A 23,027-nucleotide genomic window follows, 5' to 3' on the forward strand; every position below is an offset into this window, starting at 1 on the left:
CGGCGGCGCCTCTCAGCCGATCCCGAGCCGATCCATCCACGCGAGCCCCGCGGTGCTGTCCCCGCGCGGCTTGTATTCGAGGCCGATCAGGCCGTCGTAACCCGACGCCGCGATCTCCGCGAGGATCGCGCCATAGGCGATCTCGCCCCCGTCCGGCTCGCCGCGATCGGGCACGGCGGCGATCTGCACGTGGCCGACGAGGGGCAGGTGCCGGCGGAAGCGCCGGATCAGGTCCCCGTCCATGATCTGCACGTGGTAGAAATCGAACAGCAGCTTGACGTTCTCCCGGTCGACCTCCGCCACGATCTCGGCGAGCGGATCGATGCGCGGTACGAAATAGCCCGGTCTGTCGACGGCATTCAGCGGTTCGACGAGGATCGTGATCCCGTGCGCGGCGGCGCGCTCTGCCGCGAGCCGCAGATTGGCGACGTAGGTCGCGTGCGCCTGACGGAAATCGCCTGGCGCCGGATGGCCCGCCATGACGTGGATGCCCCGCACGCCGAGTGCCGCGCCGTAGGTCAAAGCCTCCTCGAGATCGGCCCGGAACAGCGCCTCCTTGCCCGGCATCGCCGCGCGCCCCCAATCGCCCGCTTCCGGATCGCCGGGGCGCGTGTTGATCCCGGTCATCCGAACCCCCGCCGCATCGAGCCGCGCGCTCAAGGCGTCGAGCGGGACGTCGTAGGGGAAATGACACTCCACCATCGAGAACCCCGCCTGCGCCGCCGCGTCGATGCGGTCGAGGAAGGGGCGATCGGGGAAGAGGAGGGCGATGTTGGCGGTGAAGCGGGTGCGGGGGATGGGCATGGCTGGGGTCCTCGGTTGACATCCCTCCCCGTTGGGGTGGGTGGCCTCCGGAGCGAAGCGACGGAGGTCGGGTGGGGCCCGGGTTGGAGATGACGCGGCAACGGTCGGGCCCCACCCGGCCTTTCTCGCTTCGCTCGCAAGTCCACCCTCCCCTACGGGGAGGGATCGCCACCCACCTCCCAGCGCCAGAATTCCCGCCCCTCCTGCGCCAGAAACCCGTTGAGCACCATGCGGTGGACCTCGTCGGCACCGTCGACGAGGCGCGCCTGGCGGGCGTAGCGGTAGATCCACTCGAGCACGGTGTCCTTCGAATAGCCGCGCGCCCCGTTGATCTGGATCGCGGTGTCGGCGGCCTCGTGGAGGAGGTTCGCGACGGCGACCTTCGCCATCGAGATCTCCTTCTTCGCCCGCCCGCCGCGATCGAGCTCCCACGCGGCCTTCATCACGAGGAGGCGGCCGATCTCGATCTTCATCGCGAGCCCGCCGAGCATCATCTGCACGCTCTCGCGATCGGCGAGGCGGATGCCGAAGCCGTGGCGCTCGGCGGCGTAGGCGCTCGCGATCTCGATCGAGCGCTTGGCGAGGCCGAGCCAGCGCATGCAATGGGTGAGGCGCGCGGGGCCGAGCCGGATCTGCGTCGCCTTGAGCCCGTCCCCCTCCTTCATCAGGACGTTCTCGGCGGGGATCTCGAGCCCGTCGAAGAGGAGCTCGCAATGGCCGCCATGCTCCTCGGGCCCCATGATCGGGATGCGCCGCACGATCTCCCAGCCGGGCTGGTCCGCCTCGTAGAGAAAGGCGGTGAGGCCGCGGCGGGGATCGTCGGAGGTGCGCGCGATCAGGATGAAACGCTGCGCCTCGCCGGCGCCGGTGATGAACCATTTGCGCCCGAAGACCCGGTAGACGTCGCCGTGCCGCTCGGCGCGGGTCGTCATCATGCCGGGATCGGAGCCGCCGCCGGGATGGGGCTCGGTCATCACGAAGGCGGAGCGCACGGCGCCGGACACGATCGGGGCGAGGAAGCGCTCCTTCTGGACGGGCGTGCCGACGGCCTCGAGCAGCATCATGTTGCCGTCGTCGGGCGCCATCGAATTGAACACGGCGGGGCCGAAGATCGAGCGGTTCATCGCCTCGTAGCACACCGCCATGCCGACCTTGCCCAGGCCCTGGCCGCCGGTCTCGGGGCGCAATTGCAGGCACCAGAGGCCATGCGCCTTGGCCTCCCCCCGCAGCCGGTCGAGGAGGTCGATGCGGATGTTCTCGTGATCGTCGTAGGCCGCGGGGTCGCTCTCGAGCGGGATCAGCCGCTCCTCGACGAAGGCCGCGATGCGCCGACGGTAATCCTCGATGCGGGGCGAGATCGTGAAATCCATGGGGGCGTCGTGTCCTGTTGCGCGGCGGGCTCAGAGCCCGGAGACGAGATGCCCGCCGTCGACGGGCAGGAAGACGCCCGTCATCCAGGGTGCGGCATCGGTCGCGAGGAGGAGGAAGGCGGCGTCGAGATCCTCCGGCCGGCCCAGCCGGCGCATCGGGATGCGCTTGACCATGGCCTCGCCGGCAGGGGTGGCGAAGAAGTCGGCATTGATGTCCGTCTCGATATAGCCCGGCGCGAGCGCGTTGACGCGGATGCCGAAGCGCGCCCATTCGAGCGCGAGCGCCGCGTTCATCTGCCGGATCGCCGCCTTCGAGACGGCATAGGACGCGACGCCGCCCGCGACGCGCAGGCCCAGGATCGAGGCAATGTTGACGATGCTCCCGCCCCGTCCGGCCGCGCGCCAGCGCCGCGCGGTCTCGACCGCGAGCAGGAAGGGGCCGCGCAGATTGGTCGCCGTCACCGCGTCGAAATCGGCGACGCTCGTGTCGAGAGCGGGCGCGGCCGCGCTGATGCCGGCATTGTTGACGAGGACGTCGGGCGCCTCGGGAAGCGCCGCGACGAAGGACGCGATCGCGTCCGCGTCGGTGACGTCGAGCGCGTAAGCGGTGGCCGAGGCGGCGCCGGCGCGGCGCAGATCCGCGGCGAGCGCCTCGAGCCGGTCGAGGCGGCGGGCGGCGAGGATCACGTTCGCGCCGTGGCGGGCGCACAAAGTCGCGAAATGGGTGCCGAGCCCGGAGGAGGCGCCGGTGACGACGACGTGCTTTCCGGCGATCCGCGCGCCGAGATCCATGAGCGGCCCTCCTTGCCTGCGCATCGTCGCGTGCGCATCGCGGAGGGGAGGCTGAACGTGCGCGCGCCCCCGGTCAAGCCGAAGGCGCGCAAGAGGTCATCGGGATGTCGCCGCAGGCGACGGGGACGAGGCGTCAGTTGACGACCTCTTCCTCGCCCGGAAGCTTCGCCATCGGCACGCCGGGGATGCCGTCGCGCTGATAGATGTCGTCGCGGAAATGGACGAGGCCGTCGGGGGTCGCCCAGGCGGTGATGTAGGTCCAATAGACGTTCACCGCGCGGCTCAGGCGCGCGTCGATGCGCTCGCCGGAGCGGAAGGTGGCGTCGATCTGGGTGCGATCCCAGCCGGGGGTCTCGGCGAGCAGGAACTCGATGAGGTCGCGCACGCTCTGCACGCGCACGCAGCCGGACGAGACGAAGCGGAAATCCTCGCCGAAGATGCCGCGCGCGGGCGTGTCGTGCATGAACACGCCGTGCGAGTTCGGGATGTTGATGCGCACGAAGCCCATCGAGTTGAACTCGCCGCCGGGATCCTGGCGGAACATGAAGCGGGTCGCCTCGTCCGAATTCCAGTTGACGGTGCGCGGGTCGACCTCCTCGCCGCGGCCGTTATAGATCCGGATGCGCATGTCGGTCAGGTAGTTCGGGTCCTGGCGCATCTTCGGGATCAGGTCGCGGCGGATGATCGAGGCGGGCACCGTCCAGAACGGGTTGAAGTTCACCTCGATGATGCGCGAGTTGAAGATCGGCGACTGGCGGTCGATCTTGCCGACGCCGGCGGCGTGGCGCGAGGCGACGACGCCGTCCGCCACCGCCTCGACGCTCGCGGCGGGGATGTTGACGATGACGTGGCGCTGGCCGAGATCGCCCGAATAGGAGCGCAGACGGACGACGTTCAGCTCGAGCTGCTGCAGGCGCACCTGCGCGGGGATGTTGAGCGCGGTGATGGTCGAGGCGTTGAGCGCGCCGGTCGCGGTGAGGCCGTGGCGGCTCTGGAAGCGGCGCACGGCGGCCTCGACGAAGCTGTCGAAGACCTCCGAGGAGCCGGCGGTGGGGTCGAGATCGCCCGACATGATCAGGCGCCGCCGCAGGTCCATCACCGCCGGGGAGCGGTCGCCGAGCGACAGGCGCGCGTTCGGCACCGTGCCCCAGCCGCCGCGGGCGACGATGTCGGCGTAGCGCGCGATCGTCTGCTCGGTCGCCGCGAGGGTCTCGCGCGAGAGGACGGGCGTGTCGACGCGCTGGACGCGCATGGTCGTCGCCGCGTCGTAGTTCTGCGCCCACTCGGCCTGGACCTGGGCGAAATTCATCTGTGCCTGCGCCGCCGGGGCGGCGAGGAGGCCGGCGAGAGCGAGGGAGCCGGTGACGAGAAGGGCGCGGGCGCTCATCTTGGGGGAAGCTCTCTTCCTGATCGTGTGTGGACGGGCGGGGACGCGGCGGGAGCGCCGCACCTGCCCGGCTCGGAGGGACTGTGCCGTGGTTGCGCTTAACGAACCATGATCAGGCCGGCCAAAATATGGCAAGGCTCCGGAAGGGGGGCTTCACGGTATCGTGTTCGGGCGGGTGTGATGCTGGCGCAACACCCCGCTCCTCGACCGTCCTTCCCTTGAGAAAGAAAAAGCGCGCTGACGAAAGAGGGGCACCCCTTTTTGAATTCGTTTCAAGGTGGTATGAATTAACAACCGTTTGATGGGGAGGTGGGTGATGTCCGAGTGCACGTGTCACAATGCAAGCGCGAACGCGCTTGCTGCCGAAGGTAATGGTGATCTGCCCTTCGCCGCGATCGAGCTGAGACGGGTCAACGCGCTCGCGGCGATGCTTCCTGCCGCGGCATCCGGCGCAGCCGACGTCGAGGAGCATATTCTCGTCACGCAGGACGGCGACGCGCTCGTCGCTCGCTCCTCGGTCGACGCGAGCGGCGAGGGGACGGTGACGCTACGCGGCACGATCGGGCCCGTTCCGGTCGCGCTCACGATCACGATCGGCTATTCGAAAGGGAAGGCCGTCGTCACGCTCGAGTTGAGCGAGCCCCTCGTCTTTCAGCACAGCTGGACCTTCGAGGTCGGAGCCGGCGTCGCACTCGACCCTCACGCCCAGGTCAGCGCAGCGGCCGCGGCTGCGGACGCGGCATTGCGCCTGAACTGGCGCTGCGTGCTGCGGTGCGGCGGTCTCGCCATCATGAGAGTGCTCGTGCAGTGCATCCCCGCTCTCGCCGGGGGACCCGCAGCTTATGTCGCGTGCGTCACGAAGCGTGTCGGCGCCGGTTCGGCGGCCGAGATCGCCATGTGCGTCGCGCGGCGCTGCACCTGAGTGCGGAGCCGGCGGTACCGTTCCTGTTCACGGCCATCGAAACAATCTGGAATCGAACGAGAATGGAGTCATGCCATGCCCGACCGCCTTCACGAGATCATCTCTGCTGCAGGCTACGTCCAAGTCGTTTGCAAGTTGTCCGGTCCGCTCGCCAGAGCGGGAGATGCCGGGGCTATGGAAAAGCAGATCGAAGGTCTGTTCCAGCCTCCCGAGGAGGTGAATCCCACGCTCCTCGCCCTCGGAGACCCTGATCACCCGGAGAGGGTGGTCCATCCGCGGGTGCGCGTGTTTCCCCGTCTCGGTCTCGCCCTGGGCTTCGTCGACAGGGAGCACGTTTCGGGGTTGGAGCACAGCCCGCACATCGACGAGGTGCAGCCGGCGGAGGAGGTCAGTCTCGTTCGGCCCGTGGCGATGCGCGCCACGCAGAAGCCGAAACGCACGACCTGGGGCATCAGTCGGCTGAATGTCCCCCGCCTCTGGAAGCTCGAGATCACAGGAAAGGGCGTGAGGGTCGGACATCTCGACACCGGAATCGACGCGACGCACCCGGCCTTGTCGAAAGCCGTGGCCGCCTACCGATATTTCGACCGTCTGGGCAACCCGGTGCCGGGTGCCCCGCCGACCGATTCCGGAACGCACGGGACGCACACGGCCGGAACGATCGCCGGTCGCCCGACCAATGGCGAGGCGATCGGCGTCGCTCCGGGCGCAGACCTCGTCGTGGCGCACGTGATCGAGGGGGGCAACGTGGTCGAGCGGATCCTCGGCGGCCTCGAGTGGATGATCGAGGAGAGGGTGCGCGTGGTCAATCTCTCGCTGGGATTGCGGGGCTTCACGCCCGCATTCCAGATCCTGATCGACGCTCTGCGGGCCCAAGGCGTGCTGCCGGTCGTCGCCGTCGGCAACGAAGGACCCGGCACCAGCCGGTCGCCGGGCAATTACGGGAACGTGCTCTCCGTCGGGGCGATCGACAGGCAGAACGCCGTGGCCTCGTTCTCGGGGTCTCAGAGGTTCGCCCACGGCAGCGTTCCGAAGCTCGTCGCCCCCGGAGTCGGGGTGGTATCGAGCGCGCCGGGCGGAAAATACGTCTCGAGCTCGGGCACCTCCATGGCCGCGCCTCACGTCTCGGGTCTCGCCGCCCTCCTCATGCAGGCGGTCCCTTCGGCCACGATCGACGACGTCGAGAATGCGATCATCGCGTCGTGCCGCCTGGTGGGCTCGATGACCGCCGGCACTGCCGGGGCCGGCCTGCCCGACGCGGTCCGTGCCTACGCTGTGCTCCAGGCGAGCCCGTCGGCGGCGCCGCGATCGGGGCCGCGAACGGCCACCGGCTGATGGAGGCTCGGGCTCGCGGATTGCCGAGAGGCCCGTCTCGGCGTAACGTTTCGAGACGGGCCAGTGGAGACGAGCATGGGACGCGATCCGACCTCTTGGGATCCGCCGGCGGTAATCGCCGCCCTGCGTCGCCAGGCGCAGACGTCGCCTGACGGGACCGTTTCCGTGCAGGTGTTCCTGACGCAGGCCGTCGCCCCCGACGCCGTGGCCGATTGCGCGCGCCACATCGTTGGAGGCGCGTGCGATGCGATCGGCGCTCGCGAAGGCCGCGCCCAGGTCGGTCGAGTGAGCCGCATCGCTCGCAGCTTCACGCTGCAGGCGGCGCCGAGCCTGATCGAGCGGGTCATCGGTGACGAGCGTGTCAGCGCCGTCTTGCCCTCGCAGATCGACGACATTCGCCCCAAGCCGATCGACGCGTGATCCTCGCGACTGGTGAGACCCGAAGAGCGCTCGGAAAACGCGACCGCGAGCGTCGTTTCCTCCGGCGGTCGGCACGCGCCTGGACGGCGCCGTCCTATCCGATCGCCCGGAACAGCCCCTCGTAATCCACGACGAAGCCCTCCTCGTCCGTCCGCAGATCGGCCTCGAAGCCGTTCGCGACGCCGAGATCGAGATAGCGCCACAGCCCGGGCGCGCGCGCCTCGTAGCGCTGTCTCGAGGGCGAGACGCGCAACGAGGGAAAGTCGACATAGAGGGTATCGAGCTCGCCCGTGCCTGCGAGCGCACGGATCGCGAGCGTGTTGCAGAAGGGCGTCGCCGAGAGGTCGATCTCGGCGCAGCCCGCGAGGCTCGGCGCCTCGCGCCCGTCGATCGCCCAGCCGTGGGGGAGGCGCCGGATCGTCATCTCCCGCGGCGTCGGCGAGGACAAACGCAGCGCGAGCGAGCGCGTCCTCCACGCCTCGTCGAGGTGCCAGACGTAAGCGAGGCCGAACGGGTCCTCGCCAGCATGAACGACGGTGCCCGACGCCCGCAGCCCGTCGCCCTCGGGCTCCACGACGAGCACCTCGAGACCGGGCTCGTCGACGCGCATCCATCTGCGGATCATCGGCCGCGCGGGGATCATGAATGCGCCTCCTTCGAGCTCGCGCGAGCCGCGCTGTCGCGCGACGCACTCGCGAGATCGGCCGCGCGAGCCGCGCTGGCGCGCCACGCTCTTGCGAGAGCGGGTCTTGCGAGCCGCGCCCATGCGCACCACAGCACCGCCGCACCGCCGCGAGCGCAAAGCCCCCGCGCGGTCCGACCGCGCGACTTCTCGCCGGCCCCACGCGCCCGCCCCGCCGGCCCGCTCACCACGACCCGCCCGCCCGCAACGGGCGGCACGCCTCAGAACGGGATGTCGTCGTCCAGATCGTAGCGCGGCCCGCCGCCGCCCTGGCCGCCACCGCCGCCCCCACCGCCGCCGCCTGCGGTCGCCGGGCGGCGCTCCATCGGCGAGGAGCGGCCGAAATCGCCGCCGCCGTAATCGTCGTCCATCTCGCCGCCACCACCGCCACCCCCGCCGCCGCCGCGGCCGCCGAGCAGGGTCAGCTCGCCGCGATAGCGCTGGAGCACGATCTCGGTCGTGTACTTCTCCTGGCCCTCGCGATCGGTCCATTTGCGGGTCTGCAGCTGGCCCTCGATATAGACCTGCGAGCCCTTCTTCAGATATTGCTCGGCGACCTTTCCGAGCGGCTCGTTGAAGATCACCACGGAGTGCCACTCGGTCTTCTCGCGCCGCTCGCCGGTCTGCTTGTCGCGCCACGTCTCCGTGGTCGCGATGCGCAGATTGACGACCGGGTCGCCGTTGGCGGTGCGGCGCACCTCGGGATCCTTCCCGAGATTGCCCACCAGGATCACCTTGTTGACGCCCGCCATCGCCCGAGCCTCCGTCCTTGCCTCGTAAACAAGCGCCTTTTGTGGGGTCGCGGAGCCACCCTCGCAAGCCCCTCGGGCCCCGCCCCGCCACTTGTCCACCGTCCGCACACAGATAAGTTAGTTCGCTTTTTGTTCCGGCGCAAGCGAAATGCCGCGCGAGCAGGCGCGGCGTTCGTGGAATCAATGCCCCTCGAACGCCACCAGCGAGCGCACCTCCACCCCCAACCCCCGCAGGCGCTCGGCGCCGCCGAGGTCGGGGAGGTCGACGACGAAGCAGCAGGCGACGACCTCCGCGCCGATGCGTCGCAGGAGCTCCACGGCCGCGGTCGCGGTGCCGCCGGTGGCGATGAGGTCGTCGCAGAGCACCACCCGCTCGCCCGCGACCAGGGCGTCGGCGTGGATCTCGATCTCGTCCGAGCCGTATTCGAGCGCGTAGGCGACGCTGACCGTCTGGTGGGGCAGCTTGCCCTTCTTGCGGATCGGCACGAAGCCTGCCGAGAGCTGGTGCGCCATCGCCCCGCCGAGGATGAACCCGCGCGCCTCGATGCCGGCGATCTTGTCGACCTTCGTGCCCGCATAGGGGTTGACGAGCTCGTCCACCGCGCGGCGGAAGGCGCGGGCGTCGCCGAGCAGCGTCGTGATGTCCCGGAACATGATGCCGGGCTTCGGGTAATCCGGGATCGTGCGGATCGCGGCCTTGAGCTCTTCCATGGTCGTGCGGCTCTCTGGAGATTGCGTCTGAGCGGGTCAGCCGAGCACGCGGCCGGCGACGGCGTCGAGCTTGGCGAGGAGGGCGGGGTCGCGCTTGTCGGGCGCCGTCATGATCGCGACCTCGAGCGCGCGGTCCGAGCCGACGGGGCAGGCCTCGTGCTCGGGCGGCAGGTCGCGGGCGAGGCGGGCGACGAGGCGCGCGGCGTTCGCCGCGTTCTCGCGCACCACCGCGATCACGGCGGCGACGTCGACGGCGCCGTGCTCGGGGTGCCAGCAATCGTAGTCGGTCACCATCGCGACGGTGGCGTAGGTGATCTCCGCCTCGCGCGCGAGCTTGGCCTCGGGCATGTTGGTCATGCCGATCACGTCGTAGCCCGCCGCCTTGTAGCCGAGGCTCTCGGCGAGGCTCGAGAATTGCGGGCCCTCCATGCAGACATAGGTGCCGCCCTTCACGGCGGCGATGCCCTCCGCTTGCGCCGCCGCGTGGAGGCGGCCCTGGAGGAGCGGGCCGACCGGGTGCGCCATCGAGACGTGGGCGACGCAGCCCTTGCCGAAGAAGGAGCTCTCGCGCTTGTGCGTGCGGTCGACGAATTGGTCGACGAGCACGAACAGGCCCGGCGGCAGCTCCTCCTTGAAGGAGCCGCAGGCCGAGAGCGAGACGAGGTCGGTGACGCCGGCGCGCTTGAGCACGTCGATATTCGCGCGGTAATTGATGTCGGAGGGCGACATCCGGTGGCCGCGGCCGTGGCGCGGCATGAACACCACCTCCGTGTTCCCGATCCGCCCGCGCCGGATCGCGTCGGACGGCTCGCCCCAGGGCGATTCGATCGCCTCCTCGCGGACGTCCTCCATCCCGGGCAGGTCGTAGACCCCCGATCCGCCGATCACGCCGAGCACCGCGCGCGCCATCCGTCAGCCTCCGTCAAGGTTGCGAGCGCGCGAAACTTAGCGCGGCGCGGCGCCCGCGTCGCGTCCAAAATGCGGGCGCCGGGAGGGGCGGGGACGCTCCCTCAACCCCGCTCGCGCCGCGCGGCGCGGTCGACGAAAGACAGGGCGCCGCTCTTCGCCGGGGCGGCGCGGCGGCGCTCGTCGGAGGCGAGGACGGGCACGTGACGGGCGCCGCGGCGATGGCTCGCGAGCGTGACGTCGTACACGCAGGACACGAGCCGCGCAGCGACGGAGCGTGGCGTCGCCCGCAGCCGCGCGACGAGCCCGAACACGGTCTCGACGGAGCGCGCGATGCGCGGGTCGAGGGTGAGGAAGATGCGGATCGCCGCCTCCTCGGAGAGGCCTGCGGCGAGGAGCGCGAAGGCGAGGAGATCGTGGCGCGCGGGCTCGTCGAAGCGCCAGTCCGGCACGCTGTCGAGGCCGAGCGCGAGGGCGAGCTGCGAGCCGAAGGCCGCGCGATCGGAGCGCTCGGCGGCGCCGACGAGGGCCGCGGCGACGTCCAGGGGCGGGCGCGGCAGCACGGTCGCGGCGCCGGTCGGGCGCGGCGTCGCGGCCAGCCTGGCGAGGATGGCGGCGCGGCGCGCCGGCTCCGCGTGCGGATAGAGCGCGGCGGCGTCCTCCGGCTCGAGATCGGAGCGCGCGAGGAGCGCCTCCGCGAGGCGCACCTCGGTGCGGGCGCGGGCGACGAGGGCGTCCCGGACGCGCCCCTGCAGGATCGCGCGGGGATTGTCCGCGAGGGCACGGTCGATCGCCGGATCGGCGAGCGCGGCGAGGCGCTCGATCTCGGGCGGGGAGAGGTCGGCGCGGCGCGCGCGGGCGAGCGTCGCGAGCGGGCTGTCGAGGGCGGGGTCGCGTACGAGCGCGCCGGCATGGGGGGACAGCGCGGCGACGAGCCGCCCGGCTTCCCCACCGCAGGCGGCGAGGCTCGCCGCGACGGACAGGGGCGTCTCCGGCAGGGCTGCAACGCGCCGGGCGACATGGGCGGCCGTGTCCGCGTCGACCCGCGGCAGCAAGGCGACGGCGAGTTCGGCGAAGGCCACGGCCTCCGCATCGTCGCGCCGCCGGGCGGCCGCAAACAGGTCGGCCTGCACCCGCAACACCACCGGCGCGACGTCGTCGCGCGCCGTGGCGAGGCTGGTCAGGCGCTCGAGATCGAGATCGGAAGGGCCGCGGGATGGCATGGAGGCTCGGGTGGGCTGACGCGCGAGCGCGAGAATACGAGCCTTTGCGTTAGCGGCCCGTTAACCGTGGCCGCTCCGCCTCCCGATCGCCCGTCACTCCGCCGCCTGAGCGGTTTCCTCGCCGAGCCACGCGGAGAGCGCGGCGCGGGCGCGGTCGGTGAGCGCGCGCTTCTTGGCGATCGCCTTCTCGGTGCCGCGCAGGCGCTTGCCGTCCGGGTGCTTCGGCATGCGCTCGAGCGGCGGAAAGAGGCCGAAATTGACGTTCATCGGCTGGAACGAGCGCGGCTTCGCCGCCGCCGCCTCGCCGCCCTCCTCGTCCTCGGGCGCGGCGATGTGGCCGCCGGTGATGTGGGCGAGGAGCGCGCCGATCGCGGTCTCCTGCGGCGGGGAGGCGAGCGCGCGTCCGAGCCGCTCGGCGGCGGCGAAGCGCCCCGCCATCAGGCCCACCGCCGCGCTCTCGACATAGCCCTCGCAACCCGTGATCTGCCCGGCGAAGCGCAGCCGCGGCAGCGTCTTCAGGCGCAGGGTCGCGTCGAGGAGTTTCGGCGAATTGAGATAGGTGTTGCGGTGAAGGCCGCCGAGGCGGGCGAACTCGGCGTTCTCGAGCCCCGGAATGGTGCGGAAGATAGCCGATTGCGCGCCGTATTTGAGCTTCGTCTGGAAGCCGACCATGTTGTAGAGCGTGCCGAGCGCGTTGTCCTGGCGCAGCTGGACGACCGCGTAGGGCTTCTCGTCGGGCTTGTGCGGATTGGTGAGGCCCACCGGCTTCATCGGACCGTGGCGCAGCGTCTCGCGCCCGCGCTCGGCCATGATTTCGATCGGCAGGCAGCCGTCGAAATAGGGAGTGTTCGCCTCCCATTCCTTGAACGAGGTCTTGTCGCCCGAAATCAGCGCGTCGACGAAGGTCTCGTATTGCTCGCGATTCAACGGGCAGTTGATGTAATCCGCCCCCGTGCCGCCCGGTCCCGCCTTGTCGTAGCGCGACTGGAACCAGGCGACCGACATGTCGATGCTCTCGCGATAGACGATCGGCGCGATCGCGTCGAAGAAGGCGAGCTCGCGCTCCCCCGTGAGCCCGCGCACGGCCTCCGCGAGCGCCGGCGAGGTGAGGGGACCGGTCGCCACGATGACGCTGTCCCATTCCTCCGGCGGCAGACCGGCGACCTCGGCGCGATCGATCGTGATCAGAGGATGCGCCTCGAGCGCGGCCGTCACGGCCGCCGAGAAGCCGTCGCGATCGACCGCGAGCGCGCCGCCCGCCGGCACCTGGTGGGCGTCGCCCTTTTCCATGATCAAGGAGCCGAGCCGGCGCATCTCCTGATGGAGCAATCCGACCGCGTTCGCCTCGGCGTCGTCCGAGCGGAACGAGTTCGAGCAGACGAGCTCGGCGAGCCCGTGCGTCTTGTGCGCCTCGGTCATGCGCACCGGGCGCATCTCGTGGAGGATGACGGGGACGCCCGCCTGCGCGATCTGCCAGGCGGCCTCGGATCCGGCGAGCCCACCGCCGACGACGTGGACGGGGGCGAGGGGGGAAGGGTTCTGCGACATGGGTCGACAGATGCGCGAGGGCGCGCGCGGCGTCAAGGGAAGCGGGGGTCGCGGGCGAGCACGACACGAAAGGTGTCATCCCCGGCCGAAGCCGCGAAAGCGGCGGAGGGAAAGGGGACCCAGCGTATGAAATGCGCCGCAGGCGCTCCTGCTGCCGCCGGCGAGGCGGCTCGTCGCCGCCATAGGCACTTGCTTCGCAAGCATCTTCTGGTGCTGGGTCCCCTTCCCTTCCGGTCGCTCCGCGACCTCCAGCCGGGGATGACACACCTGAGCCGCAACCCGTGTCATTCCCGGCCGGAGCCGCGAAAGCGGCGCAGGGGAAGGGAACCCAGCGTGCGACTCGCGCCGCAGGCGCTTCGTCCGAACGCGACACCGGGAGGCGCGCGCTACCCCGCCCGCTTGCGACCCGCCTCGCCCAGGCGCGCGCGGATGTATTTCGTGGCGGACCGGTAATGGCTCGGGCCCGCGGCCTCCGCCCATCGCCCCGGCGTCCAGTCGTTGTGCGCGCCCTGCATGGGCGCGCCGTAGAGCTCGGCATCGTCGCGGTCGCGGAGGAAGGCGAGGAGCGCCTGGTGCCGCTCGGCGAGGAGCGCCTTCGCCTGCGCCCAGGAGAGCCCGGCCTGGCGGGCCCGCAGATCCGCATTGTAGCGCGGGAGCTCGTTCCACTTGTATCCCTCGTCGGGGAAGTGGACCGTCTTGCCCGCCATCCCGTCCGCGTACCAGCGCGCGAACAGGGCGAGCCAATGGGCGCGGTGGGCGACGATATCCTTGATCGAGATGCCGTCCGCGTCCTTGGCGAGGGCGACGTCGTCCGCAATCGGCTCGATCGCGGCGCTCAACTTGGCGTATTCGCGCTCGGTGACCGCAATGAGCGCGTCGCGTGTCGTGGCCGGCATGGGCGCCCTCCCGCGGCGAACGCCGCCCGCTCACTCCGCCGAGGGGGCGGGCGTCGGCGCAGGCGTGACCTTGCCGGCCGCCTTGAGGATCTTGATCAGCTCGCGCTGGACGCTCTCGTTGCCGGCGATGACCGAGCCCTTCTCGAGGATGCGCTCCCCGCCGTCGGCGTCGGACACGAAGCCGCCCGCCTCGCGCACGATCACGACGCCGGCCGCGATGTCGTGGCTCGACAAGTTGCGCTCCCAATAGCCGTCGCAGCGCCCGGCGGCGACCGCGCACAGGTCGAGCGCGGCCGAGCCCATGCGCCGCACGCCCGCGGTGCGCGCCATCACGGCGGCGAGCTCGCGCAGGAATTCGGGATGGTTGCCGTGGCCGAGGAAGGGCACGCCGCAGGCGATCAGGCAATCGGCGAGATCGGTGCGCGCCGAGACGCGGAGCCGGCGATTGTTGAGGAACGCGCCCTGGCCGCGCTCGGCGACGTAGAGCTCGTCCTTGATCGGGTCGTAGACGACGCCCGCGACGATCTGCCGGTCGCGCTCGAGGCCGACCGAGATCGAGAATTGCGGTATGCCATGGAGGAAGTTCGTCGTGCCGTCGAGCGGGTCGATGTGCCAGACGTGGCTCTTGTCGGCGCCCTCGACGATGCCGCGCTCCTCCATCTTGAAGCCGTAGCCGGGCCGCGCCTTGGCGAGCGCCTCGTAGAGCACCTCCTCCGACTTGCGGTCGGCCGCCGAGACGAAGTCGCTCGGGCCCTTGCGGGAGACCTGGAGGTTCTCGACCTCGCCGAAATCGCGCTTGAGGCCGCGGGCGGCCTTCATCACGGCATCGACCATCACGGTGATCAGAGGAGTGCGGATCATGATCTCTCCAGCGCCTCCGCGACCGGATGGCGGCTTCGGCGCGAGAGCGCCGGCTCGTGTCGAACAGGATGGCCTCGAAAACCACGTTTGATGCCGGGCCGTCAAGCGCGCGCGACGCGCCCCGGTTCCGCGTCCCGCTCAAGGCTCGTGAATCTTTCGAGGGCTGTCATCCCGGGCCGCGAAGCGGACCCGGGACCCATACGCTCCGACGACCGTTCGAGCGCGCATGCCGCGCTCGCTCCGCACCCTTGCCGCACCGATCGTCGGATAAACGCAGCCTATAGGCTGCGACTGAACCGTCGGGCGTCTGGGTCCCGGATCGCCTTCGGCGTCCGGGATGACACCTCTGAAAACGATTCTGGAAATCTCAAGGCTCGATCACGAGCTCCACACGGTCGGCGGGGAAGAGGGCGCGCGTCGCCTGCACCGGCACGCCGTTCGGGTCGACATTCGCGGTGTCGAGGACGAGGAGGAGACGGCCGGGGACGAGATCGAGCGCCGCCGCCTCGTCGGGCGCGGCCGGGCGCGCCGTGACCCGGCTCTCGAGCCGCCGGTAATCGGGGATGCCGAGCATCGCGAAGGCCCTGGTGATCGAGCCCGTCTCGCGGAAGAGATCCGGAAAGCCGGCGAGCCGCGGCAGCGGCAGATGGGAGGTCGCGAGCGCGATCGGCGTGCCGTCGGCGGCGCGGCGGGTGACGATCTCGAGCACCTCCGCGCCCTCCGCGACGGCGAGGCGCCGCGCGACGTGCGGATCGGCCGGGACGGCGCGCGCCGAGACGAGCTCGCCCGAGGCCGTGCGTCCCGCCGCCGACACGATCTCCGAGAAGCGCGTGCGCGGTCCCACCGGATAGGGCAGGGGACGCGCCTCGACGAAGGTCCCGCGTCCCTGCGTCGCCCGCACGAGCCCCCGCGAGGCGAGCACCGCGAGCGCGCGCCGCAGCGTGTGGCGGTTCACCCCGAAGCGCTCGGCGAGCTGCACCTCCGGCGGCAGTTTCGCACCGGGTTCAAGGACGCCCGCGGCGATGTCCGCCTCGATTCCGTCGACGATCTGCCGCCAGGCGGCGACGCCCTCTCCGCGGGAGAGGGGTTCGGGAGCGATGGGGGAGGCGTTCGGGCGCATGTCACGGAAGCTTCATTTGACGCGGGTGGCGAATTGTCTATAACACTCGACAAGTTCGGTCGAGCGGAAAATCTCTCCCCGCTCATCCCTCCCCGGAGGGGAGGGTGGACGGGCGAGCGAAGCGAGGCCGGCCGGGTGGGGCCCGGGTCGAGACCATTCTCCAGGCGTCGGGCCCCACCCGACCCCTGTCGCTCCGCTCCAGGGGCCACCCTCCCCTCCGGGGAGGGATTTCGAGACCGGCCGGGTGGGGCCCGGGTCGAGACCATCCTTCAGGCGTCGGGCCCCACCCGACTCCTGTCGCTCCGCTCCAGGGGCCACCCTCCCCTCCGGGGAGGGATTTTTAGGGAGGCGCTTGTGACGACACGCGAAGACGATCCTCTCGCCCGCCGGCAGGCCGCGATGGCGATCTGCGCCGGCGCCCGTGCGGCCGAGCTCGCGGACGCGCTCGCCGCCCTCGGCGCCCCCGCGGCGACGGACCTCCGCCCGCCCCAAACCGGGCTCGCGATGCTGCGCGGGCGCATCGGCGGGGACGGGGGCGCGTTCAATCTCGGCGAGGCGAGCGTGACTCGCGCCGCCGTGCGCCTCGAGAGCGGCGAGAGCGGTTTCGCCTACCATCTCGGCCGCGACGCCGCGAAGGCGCGCGCCGCCGCGATCCTCGACGCGCTGCTGCAGCGCGACCCCGCTCCGGTCGAGGCCGCGCTCGCGCCGATCGCGCGGCGCATCGCGCAGGAGCGCGCGGAGGAGGCGGCGCAGGTGGCCGCCACGAAGGTCGACTTCTTCACCATGGTGCGCGGAGAGGATTGATGCATTCCGACGCCCTCGCCCCCGGCCTCGCCGATCCCGTCCTCGATGCGCAGGCCGCCTTCCGCTCGGTGATGGAGGCGCTCGCGCGGCCGGGCACGATCCGGCGGCTGCCGACGCGGCTTTCCCCGCCCGCGCCGCTGCCGCCGGGTCTCGCGGCGATCGCGCTCACGCTCGCGGACGCCGACGCGCCGCTCTACCTCGACGCGCCGCTCGCGCAGGCGCCGGCCGTCGCCGATTGGCTGCGCTTCCACACCGGAGCGGCGATCGTGAGCGATCCGAAGGCGGCGGCCTTCGCTCTGATCGCGGACGCGCCGCGCTGCAGTCCCTTCGCGGATTTCGCGCTCGGCGAGCCCGCTTATCCCGACCGCTCGACGACGCTCGTCCTCGCGGTCTCGCGGCTCGAGACGGGCTCCGGCTTCGTCCTCGAGGGCCCCGGGATCGCGGGCCGCGCACGGCTCGACGCGGGTCCGCTGCCGGCGGATTTCCGTGCGCGGATCGGCGCGAACAACGCGCTCTTCCCCTGCGGCGTCGATCTCCTGCTGGTTGCCGGAGACGCCGTCGCCGGCCTTCCGCGCACCACGCGCATCGTGGAGTAGAGCCGATGTACGTCGCGGTGAAGGGCGGCGAGGCCGCCATCGACAATGCCCACCGGCTCCTCGCCGAGCGTCGGCGCGGGCCCACCGAGATCCCTCGGATCACCACCGAGCAGATCGACGCGCAGCTCGCGCTCGCCGTCGACCGGGTGATGGCGGAGGCCTCGCTCTACGATCGCGAGCTCGCCGCGCTCGCCATCGCCCAAGCGCGCGGCGACATGATCGAGGCGATCTTCCTGCTGCGCGCCTACCGCACCACGCTGCCGCGCATCGGCTATGCCGAGCCCCTCGACACCGCCCGCATGCGCCCGATCCGGCGCGTCTCGGCGACCTACAAGGATCTGCCGGGCGGCCAGGTGCTGGGTCCGACATTCGATTACACGCATCGGCTGTTGGAGGTCGATGGGGGCGAGGAGGGGCACGAGCACGATGCTGTCATCCCGGACGCCGAAGGCGATCCGGGACCCAGACCCACGACGATCGGGTCGCAGCCTGTAGGCTGCGTTTCTCCCCATCGGCCCGCGGAGATGTCGAAGAGCGAGCGCGGCATGCGCGCTCGTACGGACGTGGAGTCTATGGGTCCCGGATCGCCTTCGGCGTCCGGGATGACAGAAGTGGCCATGCCCCGCGTCACCGATCTCCTCGCGGGCGAGGATCTCGTCGAGCGCGAGCGCCTGCCCGAGCCCGGCGCGCCGATCGCCGATCTCACCCGCGCGCCGCTCGGCTTCCCGACCTCCCGCGATCTGCGCCTGCAGGCGCTCGCGCGCGGCGACGAGGGCTGGCTGCTCGGGCTCGCCTATTCGACGCAGCGCGGCTGGGGCCGAACGCATCCCTTCGTCGGCGAGGTGCGGATCGGGCATGTCGCGGTCGAGATCGTGCCCGAAGAGCTCGGATTTCCCGTGCCGATGGGCGAGATCCTGGTCACCGAGTGCCAGATGATCAACCAGTTCAAGGGCACGCCCGAGACGCCGCCGCAATTCACCCGCGGCTACGGCCTCGTCTTCGGCCAGAGCGAGCGCAAGGCGATGTCGATGAGTCTTGTCGACCGCTCGTTGCGGGCGGGCGAGCTCGGCGAGGAGCGCGTCGCCCCCGCCCAGGACGAGGAATTCGTGCTCGCCCATTGCGACAACGTCCAGGCGACGGGCTTCGTCGAGCACCTGAAGCTGCCCCATTACGTCGATTTCCAGGCCGAGCTCGAGCTCGTGCGGCTCTTGCGCGCCGAACACGCGGCGGCGAAGAGCGGATCGGAGGAGGAGGGAGCATGAGCGGTCCCACCTACAATTTCGCCTATCTCGACGAGGGCACGAAGCGGATGATCCGTCGCGCGATCCTCAAGGGCATCGCGATCCCCGGCTATCAGGTGCCCTTCGCCTCGCGCGAAATGCCGATGCCCTATGGCTGGGGCACCGGCGGCGTGCAGGTGACGGCGGCGATCGTCGGGCCCGCCGACGTGCTCAAGGTGATCGACCAGGGGGCGGACGACACCACGAACGCGGTCTCGATCCGCAAGTTCTTCGCCCGCACGGCGGGCATCGCCACCACCACCAGGACGCGCGAGGCGAGCATCATCCAGACCCGCCACCGCATCCCCGAGACGCCGCTCGTCGAGGGCCAGATCCTCGTCTACCAGGTGCCGATCCCCGAACCCTTACGATTCCTCGAGCCGCGCGAGAGCGTGACGCGCACGCTGCACGCGCTCGCCGAATACGGGCTCATGCACGTCAAGCTCTACGAGGACATCGCCCGCCACGGGCATATCGCCACGACCTACGCCTATCCGGTCGAGGTCGCGGGGCGCTACGTGATGGACCCCTCGCCCACCCCGAAATTCGACAACCCGAAGATGGACCTGTCGCCCGCCCTCCAGCTCTTCGGCGCGGGTCGCGAGCAGCGCATCTACGCGATCCCGCCGCATACGCGCGTGCGCTCGCTCGATTTCGAGGACCACCCGTTTCGCGTGCAGACCTTCGCCGAGCCCTGCGCGCTGTGCGGCGCGAGGGGCGTCTATCTCGACGAGGTGGTGCTCGACGATCGCGGCGGGCGGATGTTCGTGTGCTCGGACACCGACCATTGCGAGGAGCGGCGCGCGGCGGGGCACAAGGGCCCCCAACCGACGGAGGCGGAGCATGCGTGAGGGCGCCCTCCTCGAGGCGAGAGGCCTCGGCAAGCTCTACGGATCGCGCATCGGTTGCGCGGACGTGTCCTTCGATCTCTTCCCCGGCGAGGTCTTGGCGATCGTCGGCGAATCGGGATCGGGCAAGTCGACGCTCCTGTCGCTCCTCGCCTGCGAGCTGCCCGCGAGCGCGGGCGCCGTCTCCTATCGCACGAGCGAGGGCGCGGTTCACGACCTCCTCGCGCTCGACGAGGCGCGGCGGCGGGCCTTGATGCGCACCGAATGGGGTTTCATCCGCCAGGACGCGACGGCGGGCCTGCGCATGGGCGTCTCGGCCGGCGCCAATGTCGGGGAGCGGCTGATGGCGACGGGGCAGCGCCATTACGGGCGCATCCGCGGCGAGGCGGCGGATTGGCTCGCCCGCGTCGAGATCGACGCGGCACGGATCGACGACAACCCGCGCGCCTTCTCGGGCGGCATGCGCCAGCGCCTCCAGATCGCGCGCAACCTCGTCACCCGCCCGCGGATCGTGCTGATGGACGAGCCGACGTCCGGCCTCGACGTCTCGGTCCAAGCGCGCCTCCTCGATCTCGTGCGCGGGCTCGTCGCGGAGCTGGGGCTCGCCGTGATCATCGTCACCCACGACCTCGCGGTGGCCCGCCTCCTCTCCCACCGCATCATGGTGATGCGCCAGGGCCGCGTGGTGGAGGCGGGGCTCACGGATCAGGTGCTCGACGACCCGGCGGAGCCCTATACGCAGCTGTTGGTCTCGTCGGTTCTGGCGGCTTGAGGAGGTGGCGATGACGACGGAGAGCCGGGCGTTTCTCTCCTTCCCCTCAGGGGAAGGTGGCTCCGGACCCGAACAGGGTCCGGAGACGGATGGGGTCTTTCGACCCGAAGGGTCGAAGGGGCGTCGGGCTTCTCCTTACGTAAGGCGCTTTAGGACCACGCCCCTTCGCGCCTTCGGCGCGAATGACCCCATCCGACCCGTCGGCTATCGCCGCCGGGCCACCTTCCCCTGAGGGGAAGGAGAGCCGCCCGCTTCGCTTTCGCCGACGTTGAAAGGCCCCCCCACGATGCCTCCCCTCCTCGTCCTCGAAGACGTGTCGAAGACCTTCACCCTCCATTTGCGCGGGGGCGCGCGTCTGCCCGTCGTGGCGGAGGTGTCCTTCGCGGTCGAGCCGGGGGAATGCGTGGTGCTCGGCGGGCCGTCGGGCGCGGGGAAATCGTCGCTCCTGAAGATGATCTTCGGCAATTACCGCTGCGACCGCGGCGCCATCGATCTGCGCGAGGGCGAGCGGTGGATCGACGTCGCCCGCGCCGAGCCGCGCGAGATCCTGCGGCTGCGGCGCACGACGATGGGGTACGTCAGCCAATTCCTGCGTGTGATCCCCCGCGTCGGCGCTCGCGACATCGTGACCGCGGCGGCGCGCGAGGGCGGAATGCCGGAGGCGGCGGCGCGGGCGCGGGCGGGGGATCTCTTGGCGCGGCTCAACCTGCCCGAGCGGCTCTGGGACCTGCCGCCGGCGACCTTCTCCGGCGGCGAGCAGCAGCGCGTCAACATCGCCCGCGGCCTCGCCGCCCCGCGCCCGCTCCTCCTCCTCGACGAGCCGACGGCCTCGCTCGACGCGGCGAATCGTGCTGTGGTCGCCGAGCTCGTCGGCGAGGCGCGGGCAGCGGGGTCGGGCATCGTCGGCATCTTCCACGACGCGGACATCCGCGACGCGCTCGCCACCCGTGTCGTCGACGTGACACGCTTCGCGGCTAACGAAGCCGCCTGATCGCCATGCCGGACCAATCGACCATGCTCAAAGACGCCGCCCCCCATCCCGAGAGCTTCGTCCTCGAGAATGCCCGCCTCGTTCTGCCCGACGCGATCGTGCACGGCTGGCTCGCGGTCGCGCGCGGCGCGATCGTCCAGATCGGCGAGGGCGCGGCGCCCGAGCGCGGGATCGATTGCGGCGGCGACACGATCATCCCCGGCCTGATCGAGCTCCATACCGACCATCTCGAGAGCCATTACGCGCCCCGCCCCAAGGTGCGCTGGCATCCGCTCGGCGCGGCGCTCGCCTACGACGCGCAGATCGCGGCGTCGGGCATCACGACGGTGTTCGACAGCCTGCGCGCCGGCACCGATCCCGACGGGGACGCGATGGGGCGCGAATTGTTCACGCTCGCCGAGGCGATCGACGAGGGCCGTCGGCACCGGCTCTTCCGCGCCGAGCATTTCACCCATCTGCGCTGCGAGGTACCGGCGCGGGACGTGGTCGAACTCGTCGAGAATTACGCCGCGATCTATCCCGTCGCGATGATCTCGCTGATGGACCACACCCCCGGCCAGCGCCAATTCCGCGATCTCACGCAATATTTCGTCTATTACGGCCGCAAGCACGGCAAGACGGACGCGCAGGTCGAGGCGCAGGTCGCCGAGAAGCAGCGCGTCAACGCCGATCTCGTCGCGCAGAACCGCCCCGCCCTCGTCGCCATCGCCCGCTCGCGCGGCATCACGCTCGCGAGCCACGACGATACGACGGTCGCCGACGTGCGCGAATCGCACGAGAGCGGCGTGCTGATCGCGGAATTCCCCACCACGATCGAGGCCGCGCAGGCCTCGCGCGATTGCGGCATCACCGTGATGATGGGCGCGCCGAACCTCATCCGCGGCGGCTCGCATTCGGGCAACGTCGCCGCCCACACGCTCGCCGAGCACGGGCTGCTCGACGTGCTCTCCTCCGATTACGTGCCGGCGAGCCTGATGATGGCGGCCTTCGCGCTGCCCGGCCGGGTCTCCTCGATCACGCTGCCGGAGGCGATCCGCACCGTGACGCTCAACCCGGCGCGGGCGACCGGGCTCAACGATCGCGGCGCCATCGAGCCGGGCCTGCGGGCCGATCTCGTGCGGGTGCGGCTGTCGGGCGAGACGCCGGTCGTGCGGCAGGTCTGGCGCGCGGGCGAGCGGGTCGCTTGATGGCGGGCGCGCTCGTCCTGGTGGTCGGCCCGAGCGGCGCGGGCAAGGACACGCTGATGGAGGGCGCCCGCGCGGCGCTCGCCGACGACCCGCGCATCGTCTTTCCCGGCCGCCTCGTCACCCGCGACGCGACCGCCCACGAGGCGCACGGCACGATCTCGCCGGCCGAATTCGACGCGGGCGAGCGCGCGGGCGCCTTCGCGCTCTCCTGGCGCGCCCACGGGCTCGGCTACGCGGTGGAGCGGGGGGTGCTCGACCTCGTCGCGCAGGGCCGGGTGTGCGTCGTCAACGGATCGCGCAGCCGCGTGGCGGAGGCGCGCGCGCGCCTGCCGGGCGTGCGCGTCGTCGAGATCACCGCCCCGCGCGACGTTCTCGCCGCGCGGATCGCCGCGCGCGGCCGCGATGCCGACCCGCAAGCCCGCCTCGCGCGCAGCGACGCCCTCGCCCCGATCGCGGCCGACGCGACGATCGTGAACGATTGCAGCGTGGCGGAGGGCGTCGCGGCTCTGGTGTCGGCTTTGCGGGAAATGGCGGGGAAGAATCCCTCCCCGTAGGGGAGGGTGGCCCCTGGAGCGGAGCGACAGGGGTCGGGTGGGGCCCGAGGTCTTCACGATGATCTCGGGGCCTCGGGCCCATGCCCCCGCCTCGCTACCGGGTGTACACGTCGTCGCTCCTGCATGCGTGTCACGCTTACAGCGCTCGCTCTCCTTCCCCTGGAGCCTGTGAATCCTTTGGAGGTTGTCATCCCGGGCCGCGAAGCGGACCCGGGACCCATACCCTCGACGACGAGCCCGAGCGCGCATGCCGCGCTCGTTCCGCT

General features: G+C 71.0%; 24 protein-coding genes. 11 read left to right on the plus strand and 13 right to left on the minus strand.

Features of this window, described 5'->3' with window-relative positions:
* Positions 1-12: 12 nt before the first annotated feature.
* The 4 genes from ACK4UM_RS00705 to ACK4UM_RS00720 form a co-directional block, all read right to left on the minus strand.
* On the minus strand, positions 13-804 hold the full coding sequence (locus ACK4UM_RS00705; protein WP_409794181.1) for a hydroxypyruvate isomerase family protein: 792 nt from the start codon (positions 802-804) through the stop codon (positions 13-15).
* A gap of 152 nt (positions 805-956) precedes the next feature.
* Positions 957-2,174 (minus strand): acyl-CoA dehydrogenase family protein, encoded by a 1,218-nt coding sequence (locus ACK4UM_RS00710; RefSeq protein WP_409794184.1) that lies wholly within the window; start codon positions 2,172-2,174, stop codon positions 957-959.
* 30 nt (positions 2,175-2,204) lie between these two features.
* Positions 2,205-2,966 (minus strand): SDR family NAD(P)-dependent oxidoreductase, encoded by a 762-nt coding sequence (locus ACK4UM_RS00715; RefSeq protein ID WP_409794187.1) that lies wholly within the window; start codon positions 2,964-2,966, stop codon positions 2,205-2,207.
* 133 nt (positions 2,967-3,099) lie between these two features.
* Positions 3,100-4,353 carry a murein L,D-transpeptidase gene (locus ACK4UM_RS00720; RefSeq protein ID WP_409794190.1) on the minus strand — a complete coding sequence of 418 codons (1,254 nt, stop codon included), beginning with the start codon at positions 4,351-4,353 and terminating at the stop codon, positions 3,100-3,102.
* A 316-nt stretch (positions 4,354-4,669) separates the two neighbouring features.
* On the opposite strand from ACK4UM_RS00720, the gene ACK4UM_RS00725 reads away from it, so the two are divergent.
* The 3 genes from ACK4UM_RS00725 (at position 4,670) to ACK4UM_RS00735 (ending at position 7,030) form a co-directional block, all read left to right on the plus strand.
* Positions 4,670-5,275, plus strand: coding sequence for a hypothetical protein (locus ACK4UM_RS00725; RefSeq protein ID WP_409794193.1), 606 nt, complete (start codon positions 4,670-4,672; stop codon positions 5,273-5,275).
* A 174-nt stretch (positions 5,276-5,449) separates the two neighbouring features.
* Entirely contained in the window at positions 5,450-6,610 is a 1,161-nt protein-coding gene (locus tag ACK4UM_RS00730) for a S8 family peptidase (protein ID WP_409794196.1), read from the plus strand.
* A gap of 75 nt (positions 6,611-6,685) precedes the next feature.
* Positions 6,686-7,030: a hypothetical protein gene (locus tag ACK4UM_RS00735; protein WP_409794199.1), complete on the plus strand. Its 345-nt coding sequence runs from the start codon at positions 6,686-6,688 to the stop codon at positions 7,028-7,030.
* A 94-nt stretch (positions 7,031-7,124) separates the two neighbouring features.
* Here ACK4UM_RS00735 and ACK4UM_RS00740 read toward each other — a convergent pair whose 3' ends face one another.
* The 9 genes from ACK4UM_RS00740 to phnF form a co-directional block, all read right to left on the minus strand.
* Positions 7,125-7,673: a putative glycolipid-binding domain-containing protein gene (locus ACK4UM_RS00740; protein WP_409794202.1), complete on the minus strand. Its 549-nt coding sequence runs from the start codon at positions 7,671-7,673 to the stop codon at positions 7,125-7,127.
* Positions 7,674-7,933: 260 nt separating this feature from the next.
* Positions 7,934-8,464: a single-stranded DNA-binding protein gene (gene ssb, locus ACK4UM_RS00745; RefSeq protein WP_409794204.1), complete on the minus strand. Its 531-nt coding sequence runs from the start codon at positions 8,462-8,464 to the stop codon at positions 7,934-7,936.
* 180 nt (positions 8,465-8,644) lie between these two features.
* The gene (locus ACK4UM_RS00750; RefSeq protein WP_409794207.1) at positions 8,645-9,175 is read right to left on the minus strand and encodes an adenine phosphoribosyltransferase; all 531 of its coding nucleotides are present in this window, start codon (positions 9,173-9,175) and stop codon (positions 8,645-8,647) included.
* A gap of 36 nt (positions 9,176-9,211) precedes the next feature.
* A complete protein-coding gene (locus ACK4UM_RS00755; protein WP_409794210.1) occupies positions 9,212-10,084 on the minus strand; it encodes an S-methyl-5'-thioadenosine phosphorylase in 873 nt (290 codons plus the stop codon).
* A gap of 101 nt (positions 10,085-10,185) precedes the next feature.
* Positions 10,186-11,304, minus strand: coding sequence for a hypothetical protein (locus ACK4UM_RS00760; protein WP_409794213.1), 1,119 nt, complete (start codon positions 11,302-11,304; stop codon positions 10,186-10,188).
* A 93-nt stretch (positions 11,305-11,397) separates the two neighbouring features.
* Entirely contained in the window at positions 11,398-12,852 is a 1,455-nt protein-coding gene (gene trmFO / locus ACK4UM_RS00765) for a methylenetetrahydrofolate--tRNA-(uracil(54)-C(5))-methyltransferase (FADH(2)-oxidizing) TrmFO (RefSeq protein ID WP_409794216.1), read from the minus strand.
* A gap of 386 nt (positions 12,853-13,238) precedes the next feature.
* Positions 13,239-13,748, minus strand: coding sequence for a ClbS/DfsB family four-helix bundle protein (locus tag ACK4UM_RS00770; protein WP_409794219.1), 510 nt, complete (start codon positions 13,746-13,748; stop codon positions 13,239-13,241).
* A 30-nt stretch (positions 13,749-13,778) separates the two neighbouring features.
* Positions 13,779-14,609, minus strand: a complete 831-nt coding sequence (locus ACK4UM_RS00775; RefSeq protein ID WP_409794222.1) for an inositol monophosphatase family protein — start codon at positions 14,607-14,609, stop codon at positions 13,779-13,781.
* Between the two features lie 367 nt (positions 14,610-14,976).
* Positions 14,977-15,729, minus strand: a complete 753-nt coding sequence (gene phnF, locus ACK4UM_RS00780) for a phosphonate metabolism transcriptional regulator PhnF (RefSeq protein WP_409794225.1) — start codon at positions 15,727-15,729, stop codon at positions 14,977-14,979.
* Positions 15,730-16,083: 354 nt separating this feature from the next.
* On the opposite strand from phnF, the gene phnG reads away from it, so the two are divergent.
* From phnG to phnN, 8 genes are all read left to right on the plus strand, one after another.
* On the plus strand, positions 16,084-16,533 hold the full coding sequence (gene phnG, locus ACK4UM_RS00785; protein WP_409794227.1) for a phosphonate C-P lyase system protein PhnG: 450 nt from the start codon (positions 16,084-16,086) through the stop codon (positions 16,531-16,533).
* Positions 16,533-17,129: a phosphonate C-P lyase system protein PhnH gene (phnH, locus tag ACK4UM_RS00790; protein WP_409794230.1), complete on the plus strand. Its 597-nt coding sequence runs from the start codon at positions 16,533-16,535 to the stop codon at positions 17,127-17,129. Before phnG ends, phnH begins: the two co-directional genes overlap by 1 nt.
* Positions 17,130-17,134: 5 nt before the next feature.
* Positions 17,135-18,391, plus strand: a complete 1,257-nt coding sequence (locus ACK4UM_RS00795) for a carbon-phosphorus lyase complex subunit PhnI (protein ID WP_409794233.1) — start codon at positions 17,135-17,137, stop codon at positions 18,389-18,391.
* Positions 18,388-19,260 carry an alpha-D-ribose 1-methylphosphonate 5-phosphate C-P-lyase PhnJ gene (locus ACK4UM_RS00800; protein ID WP_409794236.1) on the plus strand — a complete coding sequence of 291 codons (873 nt, stop codon included), beginning with the start codon at positions 18,388-18,390 and terminating at the stop codon, positions 19,258-19,260. The genes ACK4UM_RS00795 and ACK4UM_RS00800 overlap by 4 nt, the downstream gene beginning before the upstream one ends.
* Positions 19,253-20,029 carry a phosphonate C-P lyase system protein PhnK gene (gene phnK, locus ACK4UM_RS00805; RefSeq protein ID WP_409794239.1) on the plus strand — a complete coding sequence of 259 codons (777 nt, stop codon included), beginning with the start codon at positions 19,253-19,255 and terminating at the stop codon, positions 20,027-20,029. The genes ACK4UM_RS00800 and phnK overlap by 8 nt, the downstream gene beginning before the upstream one ends.
* Positions 20,030-20,315: 286 nt before the next feature.
* Entirely contained in the window at positions 20,316-21,020 is a 705-nt protein-coding gene (phnL, locus tag ACK4UM_RS00810; protein WP_409794242.1) for a phosphonate C-P lyase system protein PhnL, read from the plus strand.
* 23 nt (positions 21,021-21,043) lie between these two features.
* The gene (locus tag ACK4UM_RS00815; RefSeq protein WP_409794244.1) at positions 21,044-22,207 is read left to right on the plus strand and encodes an alpha-D-ribose 1-methylphosphonate 5-triphosphate diphosphatase; all 1,164 of its coding nucleotides are present in this window, start codon (positions 21,044-21,046) and stop codon (positions 22,205-22,207) included.
* Positions 22,207-22,761: a phosphonate metabolism protein/1,5-bisphosphokinase (PRPP-forming) PhnN gene (phnN, locus tag ACK4UM_RS00820; RefSeq protein WP_409794246.1), complete on the plus strand. Its 555-nt coding sequence runs from the start codon at positions 22,207-22,209 to the stop codon at positions 22,759-22,761. Before ACK4UM_RS00815 ends, phnN begins: the two co-directional genes overlap by 1 nt.
* Positions 22,762-23,027 lie beyond the last annotated feature (266 nt).

Source organism: Salinarimonas sp. (assembly GCF_046292825.1).
In the GTDB taxonomy this organism is placed as follows: domain Bacteria; phylum Pseudomonadota; class Alphaproteobacteria; order Rhizobiales; family Beijerinckiaceae; genus Salinarimonas.

Coding starts and splice junctions, on each gene's coding strand:
- ACK4UM_RS00705 (WP_409794181.1), bottom strand. CDS start 804: ATGCCCATCCCCCGCACCCGCTTCACCGCCAACATCGCCCTCCTCTTC.
- ssb (WP_409794204.1), bottom strand. CDS start 8,464: ATGGCGGGCGTCAACAAGGTGATCCTGGTGGGCAATCTCGGGAAGGAT.
- ACK4UM_RS00815 (WP_409794244.1), top strand. CDS start 21,044: ATGCTCAAAGACGCCGCCCCCCATCCCGAGAGCTTCGTCCTCGAGAAT.
- phnH (WP_409794230.1), top strand. CDS start 16,533: ATGCATTCCGACGCCCTCGCCCCCGGCCTCGCCGATCCCGTCCTCGAT.
- ACK4UM_RS00730 (WP_409794196.1), top strand. CDS start 5,450: ATGGAAAAGCAGATCGAAGGTCTGTTCCAGCCTCCCGAGGAGGTGAAT.
- ACK4UM_RS00710 (WP_409794184.1), bottom strand. CDS start 2,174: ATGGATTTCACGATCTCGCCCCGCATCGAGGATTACCGTCGGCGCATC.
- ACK4UM_RS00770 (WP_409794219.1), bottom strand. CDS start 13,748: ATGCCGGCCACGACACGCGACGCGCTCATTGCGGTCACCGAGCGCGAA.
- phnF (WP_409794225.1), bottom strand. CDS start 15,729: ATGCGCCCGAACGCCTCCCCCATCGCTCCCGAACCCCTCTCCCGCGGA.
- phnL (WP_409794242.1), top strand. CDS start 20,316: ATGCCTCCCCTCCTCGTCCTCGAAGACGTGTCGAAGACCTTCACCCTC.
- ACK4UM_RS00755 (WP_409794210.1), bottom strand. CDS start 10,084: ATGGCGCGCGCGGTGCTCGGCGTGATCGGCGGATCGGGGGTCTACGAC.
- phnK (WP_409794239.1), top strand. CDS start 19,253: ATGCGTGAGGGCGCCCTCCTCGAGGCGAGAGGCCTCGGCAAGCTCTAC.
- ACK4UM_RS00795 (WP_409794233.1), top strand. CDS start 17,135: ATGTACGTCGCGGTGAAGGGCGGCGAGGCCGCCATCGACAATGCCCAC.
- ACK4UM_RS00800 (WP_409794236.1), top strand. CDS start 18,388: ATGAGCGGTCCCACCTACAATTTCGCCTATCTCGACGAGGGCACGAAG.
- ACK4UM_RS00735 (WP_409794199.1), top strand. CDS start 6,686: ATGGGACGCGATCCGACCTCTTGGGATCCGCCGGCGGTAATCGCCGCC.
- ACK4UM_RS00715 (WP_409794187.1), bottom strand. CDS start 2,966: ATGGATCTCGGCGCGCGGATCGCCGGAAAGCACGTCGTCGTCACCGGC.
- ACK4UM_RS00775 (WP_409794222.1), bottom strand. CDS start 14,609: ATGATCCGCACTCCTCTGATCACCGTGATGGTCGATGCCGTGATGAAG.
- trmFO (WP_409794216.1), bottom strand. CDS start 12,852: ATGTCGCAGAACCCTTCCCCCCTCGCCCCCGTCCACGTCGTCGGCGGT.
- ACK4UM_RS00750 (WP_409794207.1), bottom strand. CDS start 9,175: ATGGAAGAGCTCAAGGCCGCGATCCGCACGATCCCGGATTACCCGAAG.
- ACK4UM_RS00725 (WP_409794193.1), top strand. CDS start 4,670: ATGTCCGAGTGCACGTGTCACAATGCAAGCGCGAACGCGCTTGCTGCC.
- phnN (WP_409794246.1), top strand. CDS start 22,207: ATGGCGGGCGCGCTCGTCCTGGTGGTCGGCCCGAGCGGCGCGGGCAAG.
- ACK4UM_RS00720 (WP_409794190.1), bottom strand. CDS start 4,353: ATGAGCGCCCGCGCCCTTCTCGTCACCGGCTCCCTCGCTCTCGCCGGC.
- ACK4UM_RS00760 (WP_409794213.1), bottom strand. CDS start 11,304: ATGCCATCCCGCGGCCCTTCCGATCTCGATCTCGAGCGCCTGACCAGC.
- ACK4UM_RS00740 (WP_409794202.1), bottom strand. CDS start 7,673: ATGATCCCCGCGCGGCCGATGATCCGCAGATGGATGCGCGTCGACGAG.